This is a genomic window from Streptomyces sp. Ru62 (assembly GCF_002920615.1).
Taxonomy (GTDB): domain Bacteria; phylum Actinomycetota; class Actinomycetes; order Streptomycetales; family Streptomycetaceae; genus Streptomyces.
On the sequence record NZ_PQSU01000015.1, the window covers coordinates 146,930 to 169,507 of the forward strand.

The 22,578-nt window shown below is 73.7% G+C and carries 21 protein-coding genes and 2 pseudogenes; 11 read left to right on the forward strand and 12 right to left on the reverse strand.

Annotated elements, in window-relative coordinates:
- Positions 1–125 precede the first annotated feature (125 nt).
- Complete coding sequence (locus C3492_RS21705) at positions 126–1,199, forward strand: ADP-ribosylglycohydrolase family protein (protein WP_103813422.1); 1,074 nt, start codon at positions 126–128, stop codon at positions 1,197–1,199.
- 28 nt (positions 1,200–1,227) lie between these two features.
- A complete protein-coding gene (locus C3492_RS21710; RefSeq protein ID WP_103813423.1) occupies positions 1,228–1,722 on the forward strand; it encodes an NUDIX hydrolase in 495 nt (164 codons plus the stop codon).
- A gap of 23 nt (positions 1,723–1,745) precedes the next feature.
- Here C3492_RS21710 and C3492_RS21715 read toward each other — a convergent pair whose 3' ends face one another.
- Positions 1,746–1,946 (reverse strand): type II toxin-antitoxin system VapB family antitoxin, encoded by a 201-nt coding sequence (locus C3492_RS21715; RefSeq protein WP_103813424.1) that lies wholly within the window; start codon positions 1,944–1,946, stop codon positions 1,746–1,748.
- A gap of 106 nt (positions 1,947–2,052) precedes the next feature.
- Between C3492_RS21715 and C3492_RS21720 the strand changes: the two genes are divergently transcribed.
- The gene (locus C3492_RS21720; protein WP_103813425.1) at positions 2,053–2,778 is read left to right on the forward strand and encodes a Sir2 family NAD-dependent protein deacetylase; all 726 of its coding nucleotides are present in this window, start codon (positions 2,053–2,055) and stop codon (positions 2,776–2,778) included.
- Positions 2,779–2,805: 27 nt separating this feature from the next.
- Here C3492_RS21720 and C3492_RS21725 read toward each other — a convergent pair whose 3' ends face one another.
- The 3 genes from C3492_RS21725 to C3492_RS21735 all read right to left on the reverse strand — a co-directional run bounded on the left by C3492_RS21725 (position 2,806) and on the right by C3492_RS21735 (position 5,745).
- Complete coding sequence (locus C3492_RS21725; RefSeq protein WP_103813426.1) at positions 2,806–3,297, reverse strand: methylated-DNA--[protein]-cysteine S-methyltransferase; 492 nt, start codon at positions 3,295–3,297, stop codon at positions 2,806–2,808.
- Between the two features lie 9 nt (positions 3,298–3,306).
- The gene (locus tag C3492_RS21730) at positions 3,307–4,785 is read right to left on the reverse strand and encodes an AlkA N-terminal domain-containing protein (RefSeq protein ID WP_308461155.1); all 1,479 of its coding nucleotides are present in this window, start codon (positions 4,783–4,785) and stop codon (positions 3,307–3,309) included.
- Between the two features lie 87 nt (positions 4,786–4,872).
- Positions 4,873–5,745 (reverse strand): methylenetetrahydrofolate reductase, encoded by an 873-nt coding sequence (locus C3492_RS21735; protein ID WP_103813428.1) that lies wholly within the window; start codon positions 5,743–5,745, stop codon positions 4,873–4,875.
- 577 nt (positions 5,746–6,322) lie between these two features.
- Here C3492_RS21735 and C3492_RS21740 point away from each other — a divergent pair.
- The 3 genes and pseudogenes from C3492_RS21740 to C3492_RS21750 all read left to right on the forward strand — a co-directional run.
- Entirely contained in the window at positions 6,323–7,030 is a 708-nt protein-coding gene (locus C3492_RS21740; protein ID WP_258055807.1) for a B3/4 domain-containing protein, read from the forward strand.
- A 15-nt stretch (positions 7,031–7,045) separates the two neighbouring features.
- Positions 7,046–7,363, forward strand: a pseudogene (locus tag C3492_RS21745) (GntR family transcriptional regulator); the annotation flags it as partial.
- 258 nt (positions 7,364–7,621) lie between these two features.
- Positions 7,622–8,848, forward strand: a pseudogene (locus tag C3492_RS21750) (PLP-dependent aminotransferase family protein); the annotation flags it as partial.
- Between the two features lie 43 nt (positions 8,849–8,891).
- On the opposite strand, the gene C3492_RS21755 reads toward C3492_RS21750, so the two are convergent.
- The 5 genes from C3492_RS21755 to C3492_RS21775 all read right to left on the reverse strand — a co-directional run bounded on the left by C3492_RS21755 (position 8,892) and on the right by C3492_RS21775 (position 14,325).
- Positions 8,892–9,344 carry a hypothetical protein gene (locus tag C3492_RS21755; protein ID WP_103813429.1) on the reverse strand — a complete coding sequence of 151 codons (453 nt, stop codon included), beginning with the start codon at positions 9,342–9,344 and terminating at the stop codon, positions 8,892–8,894.
- Positions 9,345–9,506: 162 nt separating this feature from the next.
- A complete protein-coding gene (locus tag C3492_RS21760; protein ID WP_103813430.1) occupies positions 9,507–10,016 on the reverse strand; it encodes an O-acetyl-ADP-ribose deacetylase in 510 nt (169 codons plus the stop codon).
- A 22-nt stretch (positions 10,017–10,038) separates the two neighbouring features.
- A complete protein-coding gene (locus tag C3492_RS21765; protein ID WP_181140483.1) occupies positions 10,039–11,457 on the reverse strand; it encodes an NAD(P)/FAD-dependent oxidoreductase in 1,419 nt (472 codons plus the stop codon).
- 87 nt (positions 11,458–11,544) lie between these two features.
- Positions 11,545–12,390, reverse strand: a complete 846-nt coding sequence (locus tag C3492_RS21770) for an inositol monophosphatase family protein (protein ID WP_103813432.1) — start codon at positions 12,388–12,390, stop codon at positions 11,545–11,547.
- Between the two features lie 114 nt (positions 12,391–12,504).
- On the reverse strand, positions 12,505–14,325 hold the full coding sequence (locus tag C3492_RS21775; protein ID WP_103813433.1) for a gamma-glutamyltransferase family protein: 1,821 nt from the start codon (positions 14,323–14,325) through the stop codon (positions 12,505–12,507).
- 346 nt (positions 14,326–14,671) lie between these two features.
- Here C3492_RS21775 and C3492_RS45910 point away from each other — a divergent pair, with 346 nt between their 5' ends.
- From C3492_RS45910 to C3492_RS21795, 4 genes are all read left to right on the forward strand, one after another.
- A complete protein-coding gene (locus C3492_RS45910) occupies positions 14,672–15,628 on the forward strand; it encodes an isopenicillin N synthase family oxygenase (RefSeq protein ID WP_258055808.1) in 957 nt (318 codons plus the stop codon).
- Between the two features lie 166 nt (positions 15,629–15,794).
- Positions 15,795–16,754: a zinc-binding alcohol dehydrogenase family protein gene (locus tag C3492_RS21785; protein ID WP_103813435.1), complete on the forward strand. Its 960-nt coding sequence runs from the start codon at positions 15,795–15,797 to the stop codon at positions 16,752–16,754.
- 103 nt (positions 16,755–16,857) lie between these two features.
- Positions 16,858–17,289 (forward strand): group 1 truncated hemoglobin, encoded by a 432-nt coding sequence (locus C3492_RS21790; RefSeq protein ID WP_103813436.1) that lies wholly within the window; start codon positions 16,858–16,860, stop codon positions 17,287–17,289.
- A gap of 44 nt (positions 17,290–17,333) precedes the next feature.
- On the forward strand, positions 17,334–17,957 hold the full coding sequence (locus C3492_RS21795) for an NADPH-dependent FMN reductase (RefSeq protein ID WP_103813437.1): 624 nt from the start codon (positions 17,334–17,336) through the stop codon (positions 17,955–17,957).
- A gap of 674 nt (positions 17,958–18,631) precedes the next feature.
- Here the strand turns inward: C3492_RS21795 and C3492_RS21800 are convergent.
- A complete protein-coding gene (locus C3492_RS21800) occupies positions 18,632–20,083 on the reverse strand; it encodes an MFS transporter (RefSeq protein WP_103813438.1) in 1,452 nt (483 codons plus the stop codon).
- Between the two features lie 325 nt (positions 20,084–20,408).
- On the opposite strand from C3492_RS21800, the gene C3492_RS21805 reads away from it, so the two are divergent.
- Complete coding sequence (locus C3492_RS21805) at positions 20,409–20,882, forward strand: MerR family transcriptional regulator (RefSeq protein ID WP_103813439.1); 474 nt, start codon at positions 20,409–20,411, stop codon at positions 20,880–20,882.
- 85 nt (positions 20,883–20,967) lie between these two features.
- On the opposite strand, the gene C3492_RS21810 is transcribed toward C3492_RS21805, so the two are convergent.
- Together C3492_RS21810 and C3492_RS21815 are read right to left on the reverse strand one after the other, a co-directional pair.
- Entirely contained in the window at positions 20,968–21,723 is a 756-nt protein-coding gene (locus C3492_RS21810) for a cyclase family protein (RefSeq protein WP_103813440.1), read from the reverse strand.
- Complete coding sequence (locus C3492_RS21815) at positions 21,720–22,541, reverse strand: aromatase/cyclase (RefSeq protein ID WP_181140484.1); 822 nt, start codon at positions 22,539–22,541, stop codon at positions 21,720–21,722. Before C3492_RS21815 ends, C3492_RS21810 begins: the two co-directional genes overlap by 4 nt.
- Between the last annotated feature and the right edge of the window lie 37 nt (positions 22,542–22,578).

Consider the following 22,578-nt stretch of genomic DNA (forward strand, 5'->3'; position numbering starts at 1 on the left):
CCGCTGTGACCATAACCGCAGGACACCCCCGCCGTCATGCCCCGCCCGAACCCTGGTCACAACCCCGGATCAGGACCCGGTCAGGCCGCTGGGAGCCGGCCGGGCAAAGTGGGTACACCCCTGCCATGAGCACCCAGCGCACCGGTCCGGACCTCGCCGACCGCGTCCACGGCGGCTGGCTCGGCCGGATCGCGGGCAACATGCTCGGCAAGCCGGTCGAGCAGGGCGAGGTGTGGACGCGCGACCGCATCGACCGCTATCTGCGCCGGGCCGCCGCCCTGCCGCTGACCGACTACCTGCCCGAGCCGGCCGACGCCGAGGAGGCCGCCGTACTGCGCCCGGAGTGGCGCTGTTGCGTGCGCGGCCGGATCCACGGCAGCTGCCGGGACGACGACGTCGACTACGCGATCCTCGGCCTGCACCTGCTGGAGACCCACGGCTTCGGCTTCAGCACCGAGCAGGTCGGCGACCTGTGGCTGCTCAGACTGCCGTACCTGCAGACGTTCACGGCGGAACGGGCCGCGTACCGGAACCTCGCGAACGGGCTGAAACCGCCGCTGACGGCGACGTACGACAACCCGTACCAGGAGTGGATCGGCGCGTTGATCCGCGCCGACGTCTACGGCTGGACCTGCCCCGCAGACCCCGTCCGGGCCGCCGGGCTGGCCCGCCGGGACGCGGTGCTCTCGCACACCGGCAACGGCGTGTACGGCGCCATGTGGGCCGCCGCGCTGATCTCGGCGGCCTTCACCGCCCCGACCGTGCGGGACGCCCTGGACACCGCGCTCTCGGTCGTTCCGGCGAGCAGCCGTCTGGCCCGGACCGTGCGGCGGGTGGCGAGCCTGCACGAGGCACGGCTGCCGTGGGAGGAGACCCTGGCCACGGTGTCCACGGAGACCGCGGGGCTCGGCTGGATCCACACGGTCCCGAACGTCGCCGTCCTCGTCGCCGGACTGCTGTACGGCGACGGCGACTTCACCCGGACCGTCGCCCTGACCGTGCGGGGCGGCCTGGACACCGACTCCAACGGGGCGACGGCCGGTTCGGTGGCCGGGGTCCTCACCGGGGCGGAGGCCATTCCGGCGAGCTGGCGGGACCCGCTGGAGGACACGGTGCGCAGCGCGGTGTTCGGCTTCGACGGCGTACGGATCAGCGCGCTGGCCGAACGCACCCTGCGGCTGGCGACGAGCGGGACGTAGCCGGCGGCCGGCTGGTTACCCTTCCTCAATGACCACGACCCAGGATTTCGCCGCGTACATCGCGAGCCTGCCCCGCGTCCTCGCCGGGGCCGCCGCCCTCTTCCGGGACGCCGAGGGGCGGGTGCTGCTCGTCGAACCCAACTACCGGGACGGCTGGGCCCTTCCGGGCGGGACCGTCGAGTCCGACGACGGGGAGACACCGCGCCAGGGCGCCCGCCGGGAGACGCTGGAGGAGATCGGGCTCGACCGGGAACCCGGCCGGCTGCTGGCCGTGGACTGGGTGCACGGCACGGGCCGGCCGCCGTTGGTGGCGTACCTGTACGACGGCGGTGTCCTGACCGGGGACGAGCTGAAGGCCATCCGTCTCCAGGAGGAGGAACTGCTCTCCTGGCGGCTGGTCGCCCGCGACGACCTCACCGCCCATCTGCCCGGGGCGCTCGGCCGCCGGGTGCTGGCAGCGCTGGACGTCCTCGCGGCCGGCTCCGGGACGGCGGAACTGGAGAACGGCCACCGGGTGGCCTGACCGCCCGGCCCGCCGCGTGCCGCTCAGCCCTCCTGATCGCGCGGCTTGGCGTCGACCTCGCGCAGCGCGTCGTCCCGGGCGGCGACGCGTGCCTCCGTACGGTGCCCGCGCTCGATGTAGTCCCGGACGACGAGCTCGACGGCGTCCTGCGGATTCCCCACCCCCGCGAGCACCATGACCTCCACGACGAGCTGGGCATCGAGCGAGACAGTCACCTTGGCCATGCGGGGACGCTAGCACCGGGGGCCGCGCCGCGGGACCGTCCCGCCGGACCCGTCCCAGCGGTTATCCGCATGCGGCAGCCACGCCGCCCGCCCTACCCTCGATGCCATGGCCAAGCCTCTCGTCGCCCTGCTCAGCGGGGCCGGTATCTCCACCGACTCCGGCATCCCGGACTACCGCGGGCCCAACGGCCTCTGGCGGCGGGCCCCGGAGGCCGAGAAGCTCGTGACGTACGAGTACTACATGACGGACCCGGAGATCCGCCGGCGGTCCTGGCAGATGCGCCGCGAGAACCGGACGCTCCAGGCCGAGCCGAACGCGGCGCACCGCGCCGTCGCCGAGCTGGAGAAGTCCGGCGTCCCGGTCCGGGTCATCACCCAGAACGTGGACGGCCTGCACCAGCTCGCCGGCATGCCCGCCCGCAAGGTGCTGGAACTGCACGGCAGCGCCCGCAGCGTGGTGTGCACCGGGTGCGGGGCCCGCGGACCGATGGAGGACGCCCTCGCCCGGGTGGACGCCGGCGAGGCGGACCCGCCGTGCCTGGAGTGCGGCGGCATCCTGAAGTCGGCGACCGTGATGTTCGGCGAGCGGCTGGATCCGGTGGTCCTCGGACAGGCCGTGGCCGTCACCAAGGCCTGCCAGGTGTTCATAGCCGTGGGCAGCAGCCTCCAGGTGCAGCCCGCGGCCGGCCTCGCCGGCGTGGCCGCCGACCACGGCGCACGCCTCGTCATCGTGAACGCCGAACCCACGCCCTACGACGACCTGGCCGACGAGATCGTCCGGGAGCCGATCGGCACCGCGCTGCCCGCACTCCTGCGCACCCTGAGCGGCTGACCGCCCGGCCGGCGCCGGTCAGGGAGGTCAGAACAGCGCGGTTCCCTGTTCGAAGTCCAGCAGGCGGCGCTTGCGGTGGAGGCCGCCGCCGTAGCCGGTGAGGCTGCCGTCGGAGCCGATCACGCGGTGGCAGGGGACGATGATGCCCACGGGATTGCGGCCGTTGGCGAGGCCGACGGCGCGGGAGGCCCGCGGGTTGCCGAGGGCGTCGGCCAGTTCGCCGTAGGTACGGGTCTCGCCGTACGGGATGGCGGTCAGCTGCTGCCAGACGCTGCGCTGGAACGGTGTGCCGTGCAGGCCGAGCCGGACGGTGAACTGCTTGGTCTCGCCCGAGAAGTACGCCGTCAGCTGCTCGGCCGTCTCGGCGAAGACGGGCAGGGTGTCGTCGCGCGGCCCGAACCTCTCCTCGCCGGGGCGGTGCCGCTGGTCCACCATGTACAGGCCGCACAGGGCGTCGTCGGCGTCGGCGACGAGGGTGAGCGGCCCGTAGGGGCTGTCGATCACGGTGTGGTGGTTCATCGGGGTCCTTCAGGCCGGGAGGAAGTTGATCGGGTGGCTGTCCGTCGCCCACAGGTACTGCACGGCGTACGACCGCCAGGGCCGCCACATCTCCGCGCGGGCGGTGAGCGCGGCCGGCGTGGCCGGCAGGCCCAGCTCCTTCGCCGCGCGCCGGATGCCGAGGTCGGTGGGGAGGAAGGCGTCGGGGTCACCGAGGGCGCGCATGGCGATGACGTCCACCGTCCAGGGCCCGAAGCCGGGCAGCGCGAGGAGCCGGGCCCGCGCCTTCGCCCAGTCGGCCTCCACGCCCAGGTGCAGGCCGCCGTCGGCGAGTTCGCGGACGAGGGTGGTGAAGGTGGTGCGCCGGGTCCGGGGCATCGCCAGGGTCTCCGGGTCGATGCCAGCCAGCGCCTCGGGTGAGGGGAAGAGGTGCGTGAGGCCGCCTTCGGGGTCGTCCAGGGGCTTGCCGTGCGCGGTGACCAGGCGGGCCGCGTGGGTGCGGGCGGCGGCCGTGGAGACCTGCTGCCCGAGCACGGCCCGGACGGCGAACTCGGCCTCGTCGACCGTGCGCGGCACCCGGCGGCCCGGGGCGCGGTCGACCAGGGGCGCGAGGGACGGGTCGGTGCGCAGATGGCCGTCGACCGCCACCGGGTCGGCGTCCAGGTCGAGCAGGCGGCGGCAGCGGCTGATGGCCACGGTCAGATCGCGCAGGTCGCTCAGGGTGAGGCGGCAGGCGATGTGGTCGGGGCGGGGTGCCAGCGCGGCGATGCCGTGGCCGTACGGCAGCCGCAGGGTGCGGCGGTAGGCGCCGTCGCGCCACTCCTCGACCCCGGGGACGGCGGTGGCGGCGAGGTGGCCGAAGAGGTTGGACGGGTTGAGCGGGGCGCGGAACGGCAGCCGCAGGGTCACCACGCCGGGGGTGCCCACGCCGCTCTTCGGCGCCCGGGCGCGCAGCTCGCTCGGGGACAGGGCGAAGACCTCGCGGACGGTGTCGTTGAAGGCGCGGACGGAGGCGAAACCGGCCGCGAACGCGATCTCCGCCATCGGCAGGGCCGTCGTCTCGATGAGCAGCCGCGCGGTCTGGGCCCGCTGCGCCCGGGCGAGCGCGAGGGGGCCGGCCCCCAGCTCGGCGAGCAGCTGGCGCTCCACCTGCCGGGTGCTGTAGCCGAGCCGGGCGGCGAGTCCGGGCACGCCCTCGCGGTCCACGACCCCGTCGGCGATCAGCCGCATGGCCCGGGCCACGAGGTCGGCGCGCGCGTTCCACTCCGGGGAGCCGGGGCTGGTGTCGGGGCGGCAGCGCTTGCAGGCCCGGAACCCGGCCTGCTGGCAGGCGGCGGCGCTCGGGTAGAACGTCATGTTCTCCGGCTTGGGCGGCACGACCGGGCAGCTCGGCCGGCAGTAGATCCGGGTGGTCAGGACGGCCGTGAAGAACCATCCGTCGAACCGAGCGTCCTTGGACTGCACGGCGCGTACGCAGTGCTCCCGGTCAAGGTGCATCCCTGTCTGCATGCGCCCAGCATGGCCCACCGCACGCCCCGGCCGCTGGCGAAAATCCGACATCTACGTGGGCCTGGCCAGGACTCCCGACCGCGCCATTCATGATCGAGCGGTCTGGCGCTCCTCGCTGATCCGTTCGGATCCGTGGCGGAAGCGGGTGATCCAGTCGGCGGTGGTCCGCAGGCCGCCGAACGTGTAGAAGTGCACCTTCACCGTGCCGTGCCGGGCCGGGTCGTACCGGTCGGCCAGTGCGTGCAGGAAGCGGTCCGGGCCGGCCGTATCCACGAGGTTGGTCAGCGAGAAGCCGTACTTGCGGGCCACGGAGGCGCTGGTGCCGACGCCGAACCGGCCGGCGTAGCGCAGCAGTCGGCGCACCCCCGCGGGTCCGGGGACGCCGACGCGGACGGGCAGGTGCACGCCCCGCGCGCGGAGGGCCTCCAGCCAGGCGAGCACCGGGGCGGCGTCGAAGCCGAACTGGGTGATGACGTCGCCGGTGAACCGGCCGGCCCCGATGGCCGCCGCCTTGTCCGTGAGCGCCGACCACAAGACCCGGTCGGCTATGCCGGGGTGGCCCTCGGGATAGCCGGCGACACCGATGTGCCGGACGCCGTGGCGCCGCAGCAGTCCGGTGCGCAGCACGGCGAGGGCGTCCTCGTAGGGCCCCTCGGGCCGGGCCGGGTCGCCGCCGACGACGAACACGTTCTCCGCGGTGCCGTCGGCCGCCAGCCCGGCGAGGAACTCCTCCAGGGCTGTGCGGGAGGGCAGGCGGCGCGCGGAGATGTGCGGTACGGGGACGAAACCGAGCCGCCTGACCGCGCGGGCGGCCGTCAGCCGCGTAGCGGTGTCCTCTCCGGCGAGGAACGTGATGTTGATCCGGGTGCCGGGCGGGACACTGTCCCGCGCCTCCTCCAGCCCGGGCACGTCCTTGCCGGTCATCTCCAGAGAGAAGTCGTCCAGCAGCGCGGGGTCCATCGTGCTCCTCGTACTCCTCGTACTCGTCGTGCTGTGACACGGCTCACCGCGGCCGCCACGGCTGTGGTCGGGCCACGGCTGTGATCGGGCCGGGCCGATGATGTCACGTGGCGGAGGTGGGGTCCGCGGGCAGGGGCCGGGGGCAGCCGGTGGGCGGCGCTCGGGGTGCGGCCAGTGGGCCGGCGCCGCACGCGGCTCAGGGCTGGGGTCCTGGTTTGTGTCGGCGGGCTGGGGTCCTGGTTTGTGTCGGCGGGCCGGGGTCCTGGCTTGCGTGGGCGCGCCGGGGTCCTGGTCTGCGGACCGGGGGCGGGGTGCCGGGCGCGGAGTTCGGGGTTCCGGGGGCGGGGTGCCGGGCGCTGAGTTCAGGGTCTGGGCGCGGAGTTCAGGGTTCCGGGCGCGGAGTTCAGGGGTTCCGGGCGCGGAGTTCAGGGGTTCCGGGCGGCGAGTTATGGACCGGTGATCCGGGTCCTGTTTGGCCCTGGCCGCCGGGCCAAGGGGCGGGCAGGGTGGTGGTCCCGATCATCGAGGAGGTCCCGTTGAGCGTTCCGTCGAACCCGGCTGCCCGAGCGGTGGTGGCGTGACCGTGCGATTCCGGCATGCCGACCCGGTCCGGGCCGCCTTCCCCGACCTGTCCGCCGGCGCGCTGTACGCCGCCGGCGTCGACGCCCCCGTGGACACCGGGCCGCGCGCCGCCGCGTACACCGTCCGGGCCGCCGCACGGCTGGCGGGGGCCACCGAGGGCGAGTTTCCCGAGGTGCTGGCCTGGCGGCGGGCCTTCGCCCGGATGGGGCTGAAGCCGACGCAGTACCGGTCCGCCTCCGAGTCGCTGCTGCGCCGGCTGCGGAAGGAGGGGGCGCTGCCGCGCATCCATCCGCTGGTGGACCTGTGCAACGCGATCTCGGTGGCGTACGCGGTTCCGGTGGCGGTCCTGGACGTCGACCGGATCACCGGGCCGCTGCTGGAGGTGCGCCCGGCCCTCGGGGACGAGACGTACACGGCGTTCGGTGGCGCCGTCGAGCATCCGGCACCCGGCGAGGTGACCTTCGTCGACTCCGCGGGCCGGGCCCACGCCCGCCGCTGGACCCACCGGCAGAGCGGCCACTCCGCGGTCGGCGCGCACACCGGGCGCGTGCTGGTGGTGACGGAGGCGATGCACGAGGGCGGCGCGGAGAGCGTGGCCGAGGTTCTGAAGACGGTCGAGGAGGAGGTGGCGGCGCACTGGGGAGCCACCACGGCGACGGCCGTGCTCACCCCGGCCGCTCCGGAGTTCGTCTTCGGCGACTGACCGGCTGAGGGCAGTATGGGCAGGGTGGACGAGGGGCGGGACACGGTGGGGGTGCCGGCGCGCGGCTCGGACTTCCTGCAACTGTCGGTCGCCGACGTGCCCGCCGGCGGGAAGGCGGAGTGGTTGGCCGGACGGCTCCGGCAGGCCATAGCCGACGGCCGGCTGACGGTGGGCAGCAGACTGCCGCCGACCCGGGTGCTCGCCGCGGAACTGCGCGTGTCGCGGGGCGTGGTGACCGAGGCGTACCGGCGCCTCGCCGAGGACGGCCAGGTGGCGGGCCGCCGACGAGGAGGCACGGTGGTGCTGGCGGCGCCCTTCACCGCCATGCCACCGCCGGCTCCGGCTGACCGGCGCGGGGACGGGGACGTGCCGGGCACGGGGGACGTGCCGGGCACGGGGGACGTGCGTGTGCGCGGGGCGCATGGCGGGGGTGCGGGCGGCGGTGCGAGCGTTCGCGGCGGCGGGAGCAGGGGCGCCGCTGGGAGCGCCGGCGGGGTTGCCGGTGGGCTGGGTCGTCCAGGTGACCCAGGCGGCCTGGCCGGGCCGTCGGTGCTTGGGCGCGTCGGCGGGCCAGGGCCGTACGTCGGTCAACGAGCTGAGCCCTCCCCCGGTCCAGACCCCGGTGGGCGCAGTCCGTCGTATGGCTGTGAGCGCGGTGGGCCGGGGGGCTGTGGGCCCGGTGGGCTGTTCGGCGGGGAGCCCGGTACGGCAGTGTTCGACGCGTTGCGGGCCGCGCCGGCCGCCGTCGACTTCACGCCTGGCCGGCCCGACCTCACCACCTTTCCCCGTGCCGCCTGGCTGCGCGCCGAGCGGGCCGTGCTCGCCGAGCTGTCCGCCGAGGAGCTCGGCTACGGCGACCCGCGCGGCGCGCCCCGGCTGCGGCGGGCCGTCGCCGACTGGCTCGCGCGTGTGCGGGGCGTGCGCGTGGAACCGGAGGCGGTGCTGATCGTCGCGGGCACCGCGCAGGCGCTCACCCTACTGCACCCGGTGCTGTGGGCGGACGGCGTCCAGGCGGTCGCGGTGGAGGACCCCGGCTCGCTGGGGGCCCGCCAGCACCTGCGGAACGGGGGCCTGGCCACCCCGCCGGTGCCGGTCGACGAGGAGGGCGTACGGGTCGACGCGCTGCGGGCGACCGGTGCCCGGGCCGTCCTGCTCACGCCCGCCCATCAGTTCCCGACCGGCGTGGTGACCAGCGGTGAGCGCCGGCGGGAGCTGCTGGAGTGGGCGCGGGACGGCGGGCTGATCCTGGAGGACGACTACGACGCGGAGCACCGCTACGACCGGCCCCCGGTCCCGGCGCTGCGTGCCCTGCTGGCCGACCGGGTCTGCTACCTGGGCAGTGTGTCGAAGCTGCTCGCGCCGGCACTGCGGATCGGCTGGCTGGTGGCACCGGCCCGGTACCGCACGGCACTGGCCGACGCCAAGCGCTTCAACGACCTGGGCAACGCGGTGCTGCCGCAGCTCGTGCTCGCCCGGCTGATGGAGTCCGGTGAACTGGAGCGGCACCTGCGGCTGGTGCGCGGACGCCACCGCCGGCGCCGGGACGCGATGATCGCCGCGCTCGCCGAGCACCTGCCGGGGGCGCGGGTGCACGGGGCGGCGGCGGGCCTGCACCTGACGGTGACGTACGCCTCCGACGCGCCCGACACCGAGTTCGCGGCGGCGGCGCTCGCGCGCGGTGTCAAGTGCCAGCCGCTGTCCTGGCACCGGCAGTCGCCCGGCCCGCCCGGTCTGGTCCTCGGTTACGCGGCCACCCCGCCGGGCGTCGTGGCGCAGGGCGTGGCGCTGCTCGGCAGGACCCTGCGGGAGCTGGCGTGACGGACTGGCGTGCCGGCCTGGCGTGCCGGGCGCCTACGGGGTCTCAGGCCGGCGCTTCGCGGTGCGACGCCAGCGCCCAGAGCACGAAGACGTCGATCGCCAGCAGGATCAGTGACCAGACGGGCGCGTACGGCAGGAACAGGAACTGCGTGACGAGGCTGAACGCCACCAGGACCATGCCGACGATGCGGGCCCAGGCCATGCCCATGAGCAGGCCGACGCCCGTCGCCAGGACCAGGGCGCCGATGACGATGTGGATCGTGCCCCAGCCGGTGAGGTTCATTTTGTAGATGTAGCTGCCGATGCGGTAGTAGACGGCGTCCCCGGCGACCGCGGCGATCCCCTGGAAGAGGGCGAGGAGACCGCTGCACATCATCAGGACTCCGGCGAACGTGACGCCGCCGGTCGCCCAGGCGCCGCCGCGGGCGCCGGGCTGCCGCGGCGGCCACGAGCCGCCCGAGCTGGTCGGTCCGGTGGGCTGTGCTGCCTGGCTCATGAGCGTGTCCTCTCTGCCTCCCCGTTCGTCCGGATCCCGCGCGTTCGCGGGGAGCACGTGGGGCACTCCGAGCGTTGGCCAGGCAGCCGCCCGGCGCATCGAGGGATACGCCGTTCGGGTGACCCCCCGGCGACCGGCCGGGTCGGTCGGCGGCGGTGTCCGTCAGCCGGCCTGCCGGGCGAACGCCTCGTACGCCCGTTCGTCGAAGAGCACGAACCGAGCCTCCTCCACGGCCGTCGGCGTGTTGCGTACGGTCTCCACCGCGATGCGGGCCGCGTCCTCCATCGGCCACCGGTAGACGCCGGTGGAGACGGCCGGGAAGGCGACGGTCCGGGCGCCGAGTTCGTCGGCGACGCGCAGTGACTCGCGGTAGCAGGAGGCGAGCAGGTCGGAGCGGTCCTCGGTGGGCGACCAGACGGGTCCCACGGTGTGGATCACCCAGCGGGCGTCCAGTTCGCCCGCCGTGGTGGCGACCGCCCGGCCCGTGGGGAGGCCCTTTCCGTACCGGGAGGCGCGCAGGGCGCGGCACTCCTCCAGGATGGCGGGGCCGCCCCGGCGGTGGATCGCGCCGTCCACGCCTCCGCCGCCGAGCAGGGAGGAGTTCGCCGCGTTGACGATGGCGTCGGCGTGCTGCCGGGTGATGTCGCCCTGGACGAGGGTGATGGCGGTCATGTCTGCCTCAGCTGAGGGGCCGTCATGTCTGTCTCAGTCTTTGCCAGACGGCCTTGGCCGCGTTGTGTCCGGACATGCCGTGGACGCCGGGCCCGGGCGGGGTGGCCGAGGAGCAGATGAAGACGGCCGGGTGGGGGGTGTGGTACGGGAACAGGGTCGGCTTGGGGCGCAGCAGCAGCTGGAGTCCGGAGGCCGCGCCGCAGGCGATGTCGCCGCCGACGTAGTTGGCGTTGCGGGCGGCCATCTCGGCGGGTCCGGCGGTGGCGCGGGCGAGCACGCGGTCGCGGAAGCCGGGGGCGAAGCGCTCCAGCTGGCGTTCTATGGCGTCGGTGAGGTCGCCGGACCAGCCGTTCGGCACATGGCCGTAGGCCCAGAAGACGTGCTTGCCCTCGGGGGCGCGGGTCGGGTCGACCAGGCTGGGCTGCACGGTGATCATGAACGGTCTGTCGGGGGCGCGGCCCTCGCGGGAGGCGGCGCGCAGGGCGGTGCCGATCTCGGCCTGGCTCGCGCCGATCTGGACGGTGCCGGCGGTGCGGGCCTCGGGCGCGGTCCAGGGCACGGGGCCGTCCAGCGCGTAGTCGATCTTGAAGACGCTGGGGCCGTAGCGGTAGCGCGCGTAGTGGTCGCCGAAGCCGGCGATCCGGGCGAGCGCGGCGGGCGAGGTGTCGAAGACGTACGCGCGCGCGGGCGGCAGGTCGTCGAGGCGCTTGACCTCGTAGTCGGTGTGCACGGCGCCGCCGAGATCGGTGAGGTAGGCGGCGAGGGCGTCGGAGATGGCCTGGGAGCCGCCGCGGGGCACCGGCCAGCCGCGGGCGTGGGCGGACAGGGCGAAGACCAGTCCGATGGCGCCCGTGGCCAGGCCGTTCAGCGGCGCCATGACATGGGCGACCAGGCCCGCGAAGAGGGCCTTGACCCGCTCGTCCTTGAAGCGGCGCATCAGCCAGGTGGACGGCGGGAGCCCGGCCAGGCCGAAGCGGGCCAGGGTGACGGGGTCGCGGGGCAGCGCCGTCAGCGGCAGGGACATGAAGTCGCGGACCAGGGTGTCCCAGTGGGCGAGGAGCGGCTCGACCAGCCTGCGGTACGCGCCCGCGTCGCGCGGTCCGAAGGAGGCGGCGGTCTCGGCGACCGAGCGGGAGAGCACGGCCGCGGTGCCGTCCGGGAACGGATGGGCCATGGGCAGCGGGGCGTGCAGCCATTCGAGGCCGTACCGGTCGAGCGGCAGGGCGCGGAACGCCGGGGAGTTGATGCCGAGGGGGTGCGCGGCCGAGCACGGGTCGTGCCGGAAGCCGGGCAGGGTCAGCTCCTCGGTGCGGGCACCGCCGCCGACGGTGGGCTTCGCCTCGAACAGGGCCACGGAGAAGCCGCGGCGGGCCAGCTCCACGGCTGCGGTCAGTCCGTTCGGTCCCGCACCCACCACGACCGCATCGAGCATCGACGGCACCTTCGGACTCCTTCGTCAGCCGATGGCCATTCGCGATCAGGATATGCCGGGGGTCCGACACCGCCCCGGCCCGGGTGGCCCCGGGGCTCAGGACGCGGTGCGCAGCAGGTCCGCCACCCGGCGGGCGGTGGCGGCGTCCCGGGCGGCGGTGAACGGCAGTGCGTTGCCGCCGGTGACGCGGAACGGCTCGCCGGTCAGGGTGAGGTGCGTGCCGCCCGCCTCCTCGACCAGGAGCAGACCGGCCGCGTGGTCCCAGGCGGCCTCCCAGGAGAACGCGACGGCGTCCAGCTCGCCCCGGGCCACGGCGAGGTACTCCAGGCCCGCCGAGCCGCACGCGCGCGGGGCGAGGCCGTCGGCCCACAGGGGCCGCAGGGCGCGCTTCTGCCCGTCGGTGGTGTAGTCCGGGTGGGAGGTGGCGACGACGAGGTCCCGGCCGGGGGTGGGCGGGCCCGCGAACAGCCGTTCGCCGTCGAGGAAGGCGCCCTGGCCGCGGACGGCGGTGGCGAACTGGTCGCGCGCCGCCGCGTAGGTCCAGGAGGCGATCACGACGCCCCGCTGAACGAGCGCGACCAGGGTGCAGAAGCCGTCGTCGCCGTGCACGAACTGGCGAGTGCCGTCGACCGGGTCGACGATCCACACCGGTACGTCGTCCTGGAGCGCCCGGTACACCGCCGGGTCGGCGTGCACCGCCTCCTCGCCGACGACCACCGAGCCGGGCAGCAGGGCGCCGAGGTCCTCGGTGAGCCGCAGCTCGGCGAGGCGGTCGGCGTCCGTCACCAGGTCGTGCGGGCCGCTCTTCTGGTCGACCTCGTGCGCGGCGAGGCGGCGGAAGCGGGGCAGGATCTCGGCCGCTGCGGCCTTGCGGACCGCTTCCTCCACGTCGGCCGAGCAGCGGGCGAGAAACTCGTCGGTGGTTTCCGTCTCTTCGATCATGCCTCCCATGAGAGCACGTCCCACTGACAATCCCCGCCCGCATTCGGTGTACTCGGGGTGGAATCGGGGTGAACAGCAGGGATCGGCACCGCCCGCCGGGCCCGGGCACGGCCGTCAGCGGCCGACGGCGTACCCCTGCATGCCGCGCGGATTGGCCGCCGCCGACAGCACGCCGGTCTCCGGGTCCCGGGCCACCGCGCACAGCCGCCCCTCGGACCAGGCGGGACCGACGGTGACGTCGTGGCCGCGCCGCCGCAGCTCGTCGATCACCCCGGCGTCCATGCGGGACTCCACGGTCACGCCGCCGGCGTGCCGGCCGCGCGGATGGAAGGAGCTGGGGTGGTTGTCGTTGTGCCAGTTGGGGGCGTCGACGGCGCCCTGGAGGTCGAGGCCTCCGCGGACGGGGGCGCGCTGGGCGGCGGCCAGGAAGAAGTGCAGCTGCCACTGGTCCTGCTGGTCGCCCCCGGGCGTGCCGAACGCCATGACCGGCACGCCGTCGCGCAGCGCGAGGGACGGGGTGAGGGTGGTGCGGGGCCGGCGGCCGGGGGCGAGGGAGCCCGGCAGGCCCTCCTCCAGCCAGGTCATCTGCAGACGGGTGCCGAGCGGGAAGCCGAGCTCGGGGACGACGGGGTTGGACTGGAGCCAGCCGCCGCTGGGCGTGGCCGCGATCATGTTGCCCCAGCGGTCGACGACGTCCAGGTGGCAGGTGTCGCCCCGGGTCGTGCCGTCGGCGGCGACCTCGGGCTCGCCGGGCAGGCTCGCGACGGTCGGTTCGCCGGCACCCATCGGGTCGAAGCCGTGCTCCGCGCCGGCCGGCACGCGCGTGTGTGCCCGTGCGGGCAGCCGCGGGGTACGGCCGCCGGGGCTGCCGGGGCGCAGCCCGTGGTCCGCCTTCTCGCCGACGAGGGCCCGCCGGGCCGCGTTGTACTCGTCCGACAGCAGGTCGGCGAGGGGAACCTCGGCGGCGTCCCCGTACCAGGCCTCGCGGTCGGCCATGGCGAGCTTGCAGCCCTCGATCAGCAGGTGGACGTAGTCGGCGGAGCCGTGGGCGGGCAGTTCGTCCGGGAGCAGGGCGAGCTGCTGGAGCAGCACCGGTCCCTGGCTCCAGGGGCCGGCCTTGCACACCGTCCAGCCGTTCCAGTCGTACGTCACCGGTGTCTCGTAGGTCGCCGACCAGCCGGCGAGGTCGGCCTCGGTGAGGGTGCCGGTGTGCCGCTCGCCGCTGGTGTCCAGGGTGGGCCGGCGGGACTGCCGTACCAGGGCCTCGGCGATGAAGCCGGAGCGCCACATCTCGCGCGCGGCGTCGATCCGGGCCTCCCGGCCGCCCGCGCGGGAGGTGTCGGCCAGCAGCCGCTTCCAGGTGGCGGCCAGGGCGGGGTTGCGCAGCAGCGTGCCGGAGCGCGGTGCCCGGCCGCCGGGCAGGTACAGCTCCGCCGACGAGGTCCACTCCGTCTCGAACAGCCGCCGTACGCTCTCGACGGTCAGGCCGACGTTCTCCACGGGCGCGTGTCCGTGTTCGGCGTAGCCGATGGCGTACTTCAGGACGTCGTCCAGGGACTTGGTGCCGTGGTCGCGCAGGAGCAGCAGCCAGGCGTCGAAGGCACCGGGCACGGCGGCGGCGAGCGGTCCGGTGCCCGGTACGAGGTCCAGCCCGAGCCCCCGGTAGTGGGCCGCCGTCGCGCCCGCCGGGGCCACGCCCTGTCCGCACAGCACGCGCACCGCGCCGCCCGCCGGGGCGAGCAGGATCGGCACCTCGCCGGCCGGCCCGTTGAGGTGCGGCTCCACTACATGCAGCACGAACGCCCCGGCCACCGCCGCGTCGAACGCGTTGCCCCCGTCCTCCAGCACCGCCATCGCCGACTGGGAGGCGAGCCAGTGGGTGGAGGACACCATGCCGAAGGTGCCCTGGAGGGTGGGCCGGGTCGTGAACGTCATCTCTCACCTCGGTGTGCGGGGGCGTCGGTCGGCCCGCCCACCATCACACAGTCCGTGGGGAGATTCCGGGGTTCCGGACACGGAGCCGCCGGAGCACGGGAGCGCGGTGCGGTCATTTTGCCGACACGTGGAGAAATCCGGCCTGGACGCACCGCGAACAGCCGTGGAAACATCCGTAGTTGTCTCCGGAGTTGTCTTTCTCCTCCCGCCGGTCCGGGAAAGCGACGGCGGTCCTCCGCGCGGGCCGGGCCGTTCCGTTCCGCGAGCGCCGGCCACGGGCTCGTCATTCGCAGAAGGAGCAGCATTGTCCCGCTCAGCCGATCGCTTCTTACCGGTGGACGGATACGTGCCGGTCATCGATCTGTCCGCGACCCGGACCAAGGCCGGGGAATTACTCGTCGCCCAGGCCATCACCGGCGCCTGCGAGACGTCCGGGTTCTTCACCGTCGTCGGCCACGGTGTGGACCAGGATCTGATCGACCGCATGTACGCCGTCTCGCGCGCGTTCTTCGAACGGCCCGCCGGGGAGAAGGCCGAGGTGGCCGTCTCCCCGGGCACGCACGGCCTGTACGCCGACGCCGGCAGCGCCGCGAAGAGCCTGGGGAACAACGCGCCCCCGGACCTGAACGAGGTCTTCATCGCCGGTGTCCGGGGCGACCGCCCCGTGGAGTCGCGGGCCCCGGACGGGAACACGGCGTCGCCGTGGGGAGCCGTGAACCGCTGGCCAGGGACGCCCCCGGAGTTCCGGGCGGTGTGGCACGCGTACATGGCGGCCATGGAGCGGCTCGCGACGGACGTGATCCGCCTGTTCGCCCTCGCCCTGGGCCTGGACCGGCACTTCTTCGACGACAAGATCGACGACGGCATGTCGACGCTCGCGGCGAACTACTACTATCCGCTGACCGAGCCGCCGCTGCCCGGGCAGTTGCGCAAAAGTGCCCACACGGACTGGGGGACGCTGACGATCCTCCACCAGGACGGGGCCGGCGGGCTGGAGATCGAGCAGAGGCGGCGCGGCTGGCGCGAGGTGCCCTTCACCGAGGGCAGCTTCGTCGTCAACATCGGTGACCTGATGGCGTTCTGGACCGCCGGGCGGTGGGTGTCGACGCTGCACCGGGTGCGTAATCCCGCCGAGGGGCGCACCGGGGCGCGGATCAGCATCCCGTTCTTCCACATGCCCCGCCACGACGCCCCGGTCGAACCGCTCTTCCCCTTCTCCGACGCCACCACCGAGACACGGTTCCGCACCGCCACGACGCCGGGCGAGTGGTACCGGGAGCGGCTGGCGGCGATGGTGGGCTGACCACGTACCGCGCCGTTCCGGCCCGTGCGTACGGCGTCCCGCTGGCGAGTGCGTAGAGCGTCCTTCTAGCGCGGAGCGGCACCGTGATCCGGAGCGCACCCTGTAGGCGTCCGGAAGGGATCACGATGTCGAGCAGCAGGTCCTCGCAGGACGGGCGGAAGCGGCCATGAGGGCGGCGGTGCTGCACGCGGTGGGAGAAGCACCGCGCTGCGAGGAGGTGCCGGAACCGCGTGCGGCGGAGGGCGAGGAGGTCGTCCGGGTGACGGCCTGCCCACTGACCAACCTGGACCGGGCCCGGGCCGCGGGCACGCACTTCTCGTCGCCCACCACTCTGCCGGCGGTGTGCGGCGCCTCCCTGGCCGCCGGCCGCCTGGAGGACGGCAGCCGGGTCCTGTTCCGGTCGTCGGGCGGCACCATGGCCGAGCGGGCGGTGACCCGGCGCGCCTGGTGCTCGCCCATTCCCGACGCCGTGGAGGACGCGTTGGCGGCGGCGGTGCAGAATCCCGGGGTGTCGGCGTGGAACGCGCTGGAGTGGCGGGCGAAGCTGCGACCGGGCGAGTCCGTGCTGGTGCTGGGTGCGACCGGTGTGGCCGGGCAGCTCGCGGTGCAGATCGCCAAGCACCTCGGCGCCGGCCGGGTGGTGGCCGCAGGACGCAACCCGCGGGTGCTGGCCGGGCTGCCCGCGCTGGGCGCGGACGCCGTCGTCCGGCTCGACCAGCCCGACGACGCGCTGCGCGGCGCACTGCGCGAGGCCGCCGGCGGCACCGACTACGACGTGGTGCTCGACTACCTGTGGGGGCACCCCACCGAGGTCTTCATCAGCACGCTCGGCTCCGCCGACATGGAGCTGCGGTTCTCCCGTACCCGCCTCGTCCAGATCGGTGTGATGGCCGCGCCCACGCTCAGCCTGTCCGCCGAGGTGCTGCGCAGCAGCGGGCTGGAGATCGTGGGCAGCGGTACGGGCAACGCTCCCCCCGCCGAGGTGCTGGCCCGGGAACTCGGCCGGGTGCTGGACCTGCTGGCCGGCGGCCAACTGCGCCTGGAGGTCAGCCGGGTCCCGCTCGCCCGGGTGCGGGACGTCTGGGATCTCGACCAGCGGGGCCGCCGGACCGTACTCGTGCCCTGACCCCCGCGTACCGGCCTGGTCCGCCGTTGCCGGGTGCTTGAGCGGATTTTGAGCAGGCGGGTGAAGTGTGGTGCCAGCGACGGATCACGTGAGGAGAAGTTTCATGACGGAGTCAGCACAGAGCCCCTCCCTCTACGAGCGCCTGGGCGGGACCATGGGTATCGCCGCGGTGATGGACGTCCTCACGGACAGGCTCTACGACAATGTCTCCGCCAACCGGAATCCGTACGTGCAGAAACTGCACGAGACGAATTCCCGGGCGGGGTTCAAGTTCATGGTGACGGCGTGGTCCATTCAGGAGACGGGCGGGCCGAAGTGCTATCCGGGGCGTGATATGCGGGAAGCCCACGCCGACATGGTCGCGACGGAAGAGGACTTCGACATCGTGGCCCTGGAGATAGCCGCCACGCTGAGCTACTGCGGGGTGCCGCAGCAGGAGGCCAAGGAATACCTGGACATCATCGAGAGCTACCGGCACGACGTGCTGACTGCCTCGGAGGGCAAATCGCCGGCCGCTTCCCCGCTCAGCGCGTGACGCGCGACAGGGCCGTGCCACTCCGGCAGGAGGATCGAGGGTCCATGCCCAGCTTGATGATCGTCGTCGGCTCGACCCGCCCCGGCCGGGCCGGACTTCCCATCACCCGGTGGTTCGCCGAGCGGACCCGGGCCCACGGTGGGTTCGACACGACCGTGGCGGACCTCGCGGAGCTCGACCTGCCGCTCCTCGACGAACCGAACATCCCCCGGCTCCGGCAGTACACCCAGCGGCACACCAAGGAATGGAGCGCGACCGTGGAGGCGGCGGACGCGGTCGTCTTCGTCACCCCGGAGTACAACTTCGGCTACCCGGCCACCGTCAAGAACGCGATCGACTACCTCCACCAGGAGTGGCACCACAAGCCGGTCGGGTTCGTCTCGTACGGCGGAGTGGCCGCCGGCACCCGGGCGGTGCAGCAGCTCAAGCAGGTCGTGACGACGCTGCGGATGCTGCCGGTGTTCGAAGGGGTCCACATCCCCTGGCACCCGCGGTACATCGCGGACGGGCAGTTCCGGGGCACCGCGGAGATGGAGCAGGCGGCGGCCGCCATGCTGGACGAACTGCTGCGCGTGGAAGCCGCGCTGCGCCCCCTGCGGCTGAGGTCCGAGGGCGCCGATGCTCCCACCACCGGGCCCGGCGACGGCACCTCCTCCCAGGGCAGTTGACCGCGCGCGGGCCGCCGACGGGTTGGGCGGGCTCGCGCCGCTCCGCGGCCCCCGCAGCCCTGCCGCCGTCCGCCGCGGGCAGGCACCGACACCCCGACCGGCCCCCGTGCCGCTGGCGTCCGCCACGCGGTGCGGGGGCCGGTGGCATGGAACCGTCCGGGCGAAGGGTCGGACGGGCGGACGGGGACGGGCGTGGTTCGCGCACGGCGCTCCGGCATGACGGCGCCCCGCCGCCGAACCGCCGCCGACGCGGCACCTCTTCCGGGGCGGACCGACGATGCGGGGCCCGCCCGGCACGGTGGCGCCGTGGCGCTGTCGTCCAGCGCCACGTGCCCCGGCGCCCGCTCCTCCGGCCGCGCCCGCCCTTCCGGCCAACACCGGTTCCTCCGGCCAACACCCGCTCCTCCGGCCGCACCCGCCCTTCTGGCCAACACCGGCTCCTCCGGCCGCGCCCGCCCTTCTGGCCAACACCGGCTCCTAAGGCCGGCGCCCGCTCCACTGGCCGGCGCCCGCTCCACTGGCCAACACCCGCTTCTCCGGCCGGCGCCCGTTCCTACTGGCCGGCTCTCCCGCCACAGGCACCGCAGCACCGTTTTCGACATGCACGGCCGGGGAGGCGCGCGGTGCCGTTTTCGTGCACCGCGTGCCTCCCCGGCCGGTCCTCGCGCGGGTGGTCAGCGGCGGCCCGCCGGCTGGGGAGCCGCGCCCCGGTCCACCTCCTCGAAGAGCGCCGCCGCCCGGGCGGCGGTCTCCTTGGCCCAGGTGCCGGTGCTGAGCAGCGCCAGGGCGACGATGCCGAGGCCGAGGCCGACCAGCAGCCACCAGACGCTGTGTTCGGCGTGGGTGTACGCGGTGCCGCCGTGGGCCACCGAGCTGCCCACGATCGTGCCCGCGATGGCGACGCCCAGGGTGGTGCCGGTCTGCCGGCCGGCGGAGGCGAGGGAGGTGGCCACACCCGCCATGGACCGGGGCATGCCGGAGACGGCGGTGTTGGTGATCGGCGGGTTGATGGTGCCCTGGAAGACGCCGATCAGCAGGTAGATCGCGAGCAGGGCCACCAGCGGGGTGGACGGCCCGATGAACAGGGACACGGCGCCGCCGGCCGCCAGCGCGGTCCCGGACACCAGCAGGGGCAGCCGGGGGCCGTGCGCGCCGACGTACTTGCCGGTGCGCGGGGAGAGCAGCACGATCAGCAGGCCGACCGGCAGCACGCACAGCCCGGCCTTGAGCGCCGACATGCCGCGGATCTCCTGGAGGTACAGGGTGGTGACGAAGAGGAACGCGCCGAAGGCGCACAGGGCCCCGAAGGCCATGAGGATCGCCGAGCTGAAGGGCACGCTGCGGAAGAGCCGGAGCTCCAGCAGCGGGTCCGCGCGACGCAGCTCGTAGCCGACCGTGGCGAGCGCGGCGACCACGGTGACAGCGAGCAGCGCGAGGATGGTCGGCGAGCCCCAGCCCAGCTTGTTCGACTCGATGATCGCGTAGACCAGGCTGCCCAGCATGAGGATCACCAGGAGCTGCCCGACGGGGTCGGGGCGGCGGGCCCGCGGGGCGCGGGACTCGGGGACGTACAGGGCGGTCATCACGATCGCGACCGCCACGATCGGCACGTTGATCCAGAAGATGGAGCGCCAGTCGAAGGCGTCGACCAGGGCGCCGCCGAGGATCGGGCCCAGTGCGAGCGACAGGCCGGACATCGAGCCGAACACGCCGATGGCCTTGGCCCGTTCCTTCGGCTCCGGGAAGGTGGTGGCGATGATCGCCATCGCCACCGGATTGAGCATGGTGCCGCCGACGGCCTGCACCGCGCGGGCACCGATGAGCCAGCCGATGCCCGGCGCCAGGCCGCACAGGAGCGAGCCGATCCCGAACGCGGCGAGTCCGAGCAGGAAGACGCGCTTGCGGCCGATCCGGTCGGCGGTGGAACCGGCCAGCAGCAGGAAGCTCGCCAGCACCAGGGTGTACGCGTCGACCGTCCACTGGAGGCTGGACACCGAGGCGTTCAGGTCGTCACGGATGTTCGGCAGCGCGACGTTGACGATGGAGATGTCCATGACGACGACGATCATGCTGGCGCAGCAGATAGCCAGCACCAACGACCGTCGCTGGGGACTGAGTTCGGTCATGTGGGTCCAATCCACTCGGAGGCCACCGCAGACCAGCGCGGGTGACGTGGGTCAAGGGCCGTGCCGGTGCGCGTCGGACGGGGACGGGGGATGAACCCGGTCCGATGACGCACCGGCACGACGGTCAGGCCGGCGGAACTGCCGTACCGCCGGGATTTCCTGGACACTTCGCAGGGATCGCGGGCCCGCCGGAGCGGGAACTGCCGCGGGACACCGAACCCGGGCGCTGTCAGTCCGCCCCTGCTCGCGGCCCCGCTCCGGGCGTTCCCGGGACGGCCTGCGGCCGCGTTGAAGCGCTCATGTCCCCGACGGTACAATTTAGAGCGTGCTCGAAATCAAGCCGCTCACGCGATCACAGTCCGTTCGCCCGCAGGCCGAGCCCGACCCAGGTCTGACCATCGCCGAGGCCGCGCGCCGCACCGGCGTCAGTGTCCACACGCTGCGCTACTACGAGCGTGTCGGTCTGGTCATCACCGACGTCGACCGAACGCCCGGCGGTCGGCGCCGCTACCACCAGCGGGACCTGACCTGGATCACCCTGTGCACCAAGCTCCGGGCGACCGGGATGCCCATCAAGACCATCCGGCGGTACGCCGAACTCGTCGCCGCCGGGTACGGCAACGAGGAGGAGCGCCTGGCTCTCATGGAGGCGCACCGCGCCGAAGTCGCCGCGAAGATAACGGAGTTGCAGGAGAACCTGGCGCTCCTCGACCACAAGATCGACGTCTACCGGGGCCGGCTCGCCGCCGGTGACGCCGACCAGCTGTGGGTGCCGCTCCCGGAGACGCAGGCCGGCTGAGGAGGTTCCGCACCGCCCGCCGTACACCGAAGGAGCGGGGCGCGGCCCGTCACGGGCCGCGCCCCGCTCCCCTGTCCGGTGCGGCTCACCGCTCCTCTACGATCGCGACCACCCGTGTCCATCCCGCGCCGAGCCCGGTGAGCTTGACGGGGAAGCAGGCCACGGTGAACCCGGTGGCCGTGGGCAGCTCGTCCAGGTGCGCGAGCTTTTCGAGCTGGCAGTACGCCTGTTCACGTCCGTACAGGTGGGCCGGCCAGAGGAAGGCGTTGTCCCCGGTCTCCCGGTAGTCGCCGATCATGGCACCGAAGGGCCGGTCGAAGCCCCAGCTGTCGATGCCTATCACCTTGACCCCGCGCTCGACCAGCCAGGCCGTGGACTCCCGTGTCATACCGGGGTGGTGGGCCCGGTAGGCGTCGGTGCCCCACAGCCGGTCGGCACCGGTCCAGATCAACACGATGTCCCCGGGGCGGAGTTCGTGCGGGATCTTCGCGAGCGCGTCCTGGACGTCGGCGGCGGTGATGCCGGCGCCGGGCGGGACGTGCCGCAGGTCGAGCCGGACCCCCGGCGCGTAGCACCAGTCCAGCGGAACCTCGTCGATGGCCGCGGCCGGACGTCCCCCGCTGGTGACCCCGTAGTGCAGCGGCGCGTCCATGTGGGTGCCGGTGTGCGTGGTGAGCGTGACGGTCTCGTTCGTGATCGCCTCGCCCTCGGGGAAGTCCTCGGGGGTCAGGCCGAGGGCGGCCGGCGCGGAGGCGTGGTCGATGAGGTCCACCTCGACCGGTGTCGCCTCGCTGGGGCCGTCCAGCACCGGCACGCTCAGGTCGATCAGGCGCCTGCTCACGCGGGCGCTCCGACGGACTGGGCGCGCCGCTCGGCCTCCTTGCGGACCGCGTCGAGGTCGGCGTGGCTGTTGCGGTCGACGGCGGCCCGCAGCAGCCGGGACGCCTCCTCCTGGCTGGGCACGGCGTCGGTGGGGCGGGCGGCGAAGTCGTGCGTGATGACGAGCTGGGTGCGGTTCTCGTCCAGCGGCAGGGCGCGCCACTCACCGCCCATGAACTCGATCATCGGGGCGTTCTCCAACTGCCGGTAGGCGATGGTGCGGCGCTCGCGGTCGAGGTCGCGGCGGGTCACCCAGCTCTGCCGCTGCCCGCTGACGTCGACCACCAGCCTGGCGATCTGGTAGGTGTCGGTCTCCTCCAGCATGGTGGAGGACTCGGTGGGCGGGAACAGCTCGGAGTAGCGCTCGATGTCCGCCAGCACGGCGTAGACGACGTCCGCGTGCGCCTCGACGGTCACGGTGTGCTCGGTGTGGAACATGGAAGGTCCGTTTCCGATGCTCGACGGCAGCATCTGCTCGTGGTTCGCGTACGCGGCCTCGTAGTTGAGCTTTCCGCGCCATTTCCCGATGAACTCGTGCACGGCGGGCCGCTCGGAGAACTCCTTCAGGGTCGCCACGTCGGCGCAGGAGAACTGCGCGATGTGGGTCGCGGTCATCCCCTTGCTCTTCTCGTCGACGGGCAGCAGGACGTGCGGCTTCCAGCCGAAGCCCGTGACCAGGCCGGAGCCGATCGCGAGATCGCGCAGCCCGTCGAAGAACTGCCGGATGCCGTCCGTGTCGGCCTCCGGCGGGAACCGGTAGATGAGGGTGTGCACGATCATGCTGTCCTCCGGGTAGTGGGCTGCACGGCGGGCGCGC

What these genes read in the sequence shown, in the direction of transcription:
- C3492_RS21705 (WP_103813422.1), top strand. Translation starts at nt 126, where the DNA reads ATGAGCACCCAGCGCACCGGTCCGGACCTCGCCGACCGCGTCCACGGC.
- C3492_RS21710 (WP_103813423.1), top strand. Translation starts at nt 1,228, where the DNA reads ATGACCACGACCCAGGATTTCGCCGCGTACATCGCGAGCCTGCCCCGC.
- C3492_RS21715 (WP_103813424.1), bottom strand. Translation starts at nt 1,946, where the DNA reads ATGGCCAAGGTGACTGTCTCGCTCGATGCCCAGCTCGTCGTGGAGGTC.
- C3492_RS21720 (WP_103813425.1), top strand. Translation starts at nt 2,053, where the DNA reads ATGGCCAAGCCTCTCGTCGCCCTGCTCAGCGGGGCCGGTATCTCCACC.
- C3492_RS21725 (WP_103813426.1), bottom strand. Translation starts at nt 3,297, where the DNA reads ATGAACCACCACACCGTGATCGACAGCCCCTACGGGCCGCTCACCCTC.
- C3492_RS21730 (WP_308461155.1), bottom strand. Translation starts at nt 4,785, where the DNA reads ATGCAGACAGGGATGCACCTTGACCGGGAGCACTGCGTACGCGCCGTG.
- C3492_RS21735 (WP_103813428.1), bottom strand. Translation starts at nt 5,745, where the DNA reads ATGGACCCCGCGCTGCTGGACGACTTCTCTCTGGAGATGACCGGCAAG.
- C3492_RS21755 (WP_103813429.1), bottom strand. Translation starts at nt 9,344, where the DNA reads ATGAGCCAGGCAGCACAGCCCACCGGACCGACCAGCTCGGGCGGCTCG.
- C3492_RS21760 (WP_103813430.1), bottom strand. Translation starts at nt 10,016, where the DNA reads ATGACCGCCATCACCCTCGTCCAGGGCGACATCACCCGGCAGCACGCC.
- C3492_RS21770 (WP_103813432.1), bottom strand. Translation starts at nt 12,390, where the DNA reads ATGATCGAAGAGACGGAAACCACCGACGAGTTTCTCGCCCGCTGCTCG.
- C3492_RS21775 (WP_103813433.1), bottom strand. Translation starts at nt 14,325, where the DNA reads ATGACGTTCACGACCCGGCCCACCCTCCAGGGCACCTTCGGCATGGTG.
- C3492_RS21785 (WP_103813435.1), top strand. Translation starts at nt 15,795, where the DNA reads ATGAGGGCGGCGGTGCTGCACGCGGTGGGAGAAGCACCGCGCTGCGAG.
- C3492_RS21790 (WP_103813436.1), top strand. Translation starts at nt 16,858, where the DNA reads ATGACGGAGTCAGCACAGAGCCCCTCCCTCTACGAGCGCCTGGGCGGG.
- C3492_RS21795 (WP_103813437.1), top strand. Translation starts at nt 17,334, where the DNA reads ATGCCCAGCTTGATGATCGTCGTCGGCTCGACCCGCCCCGGCCGGGCC.
- C3492_RS21800 (WP_103813438.1), bottom strand. Translation starts at nt 20,083, where the DNA reads ATGACCGAACTCAGTCCCCAGCGACGGTCGTTGGTGCTGGCTATCTGC.
- C3492_RS21815 (WP_181140484.1), bottom strand. Translation starts at nt 22,541, where the DNA reads ATGATCGTGCACACCCTCATCTACCGGTTCCCGCCGGAGGCCGACACG.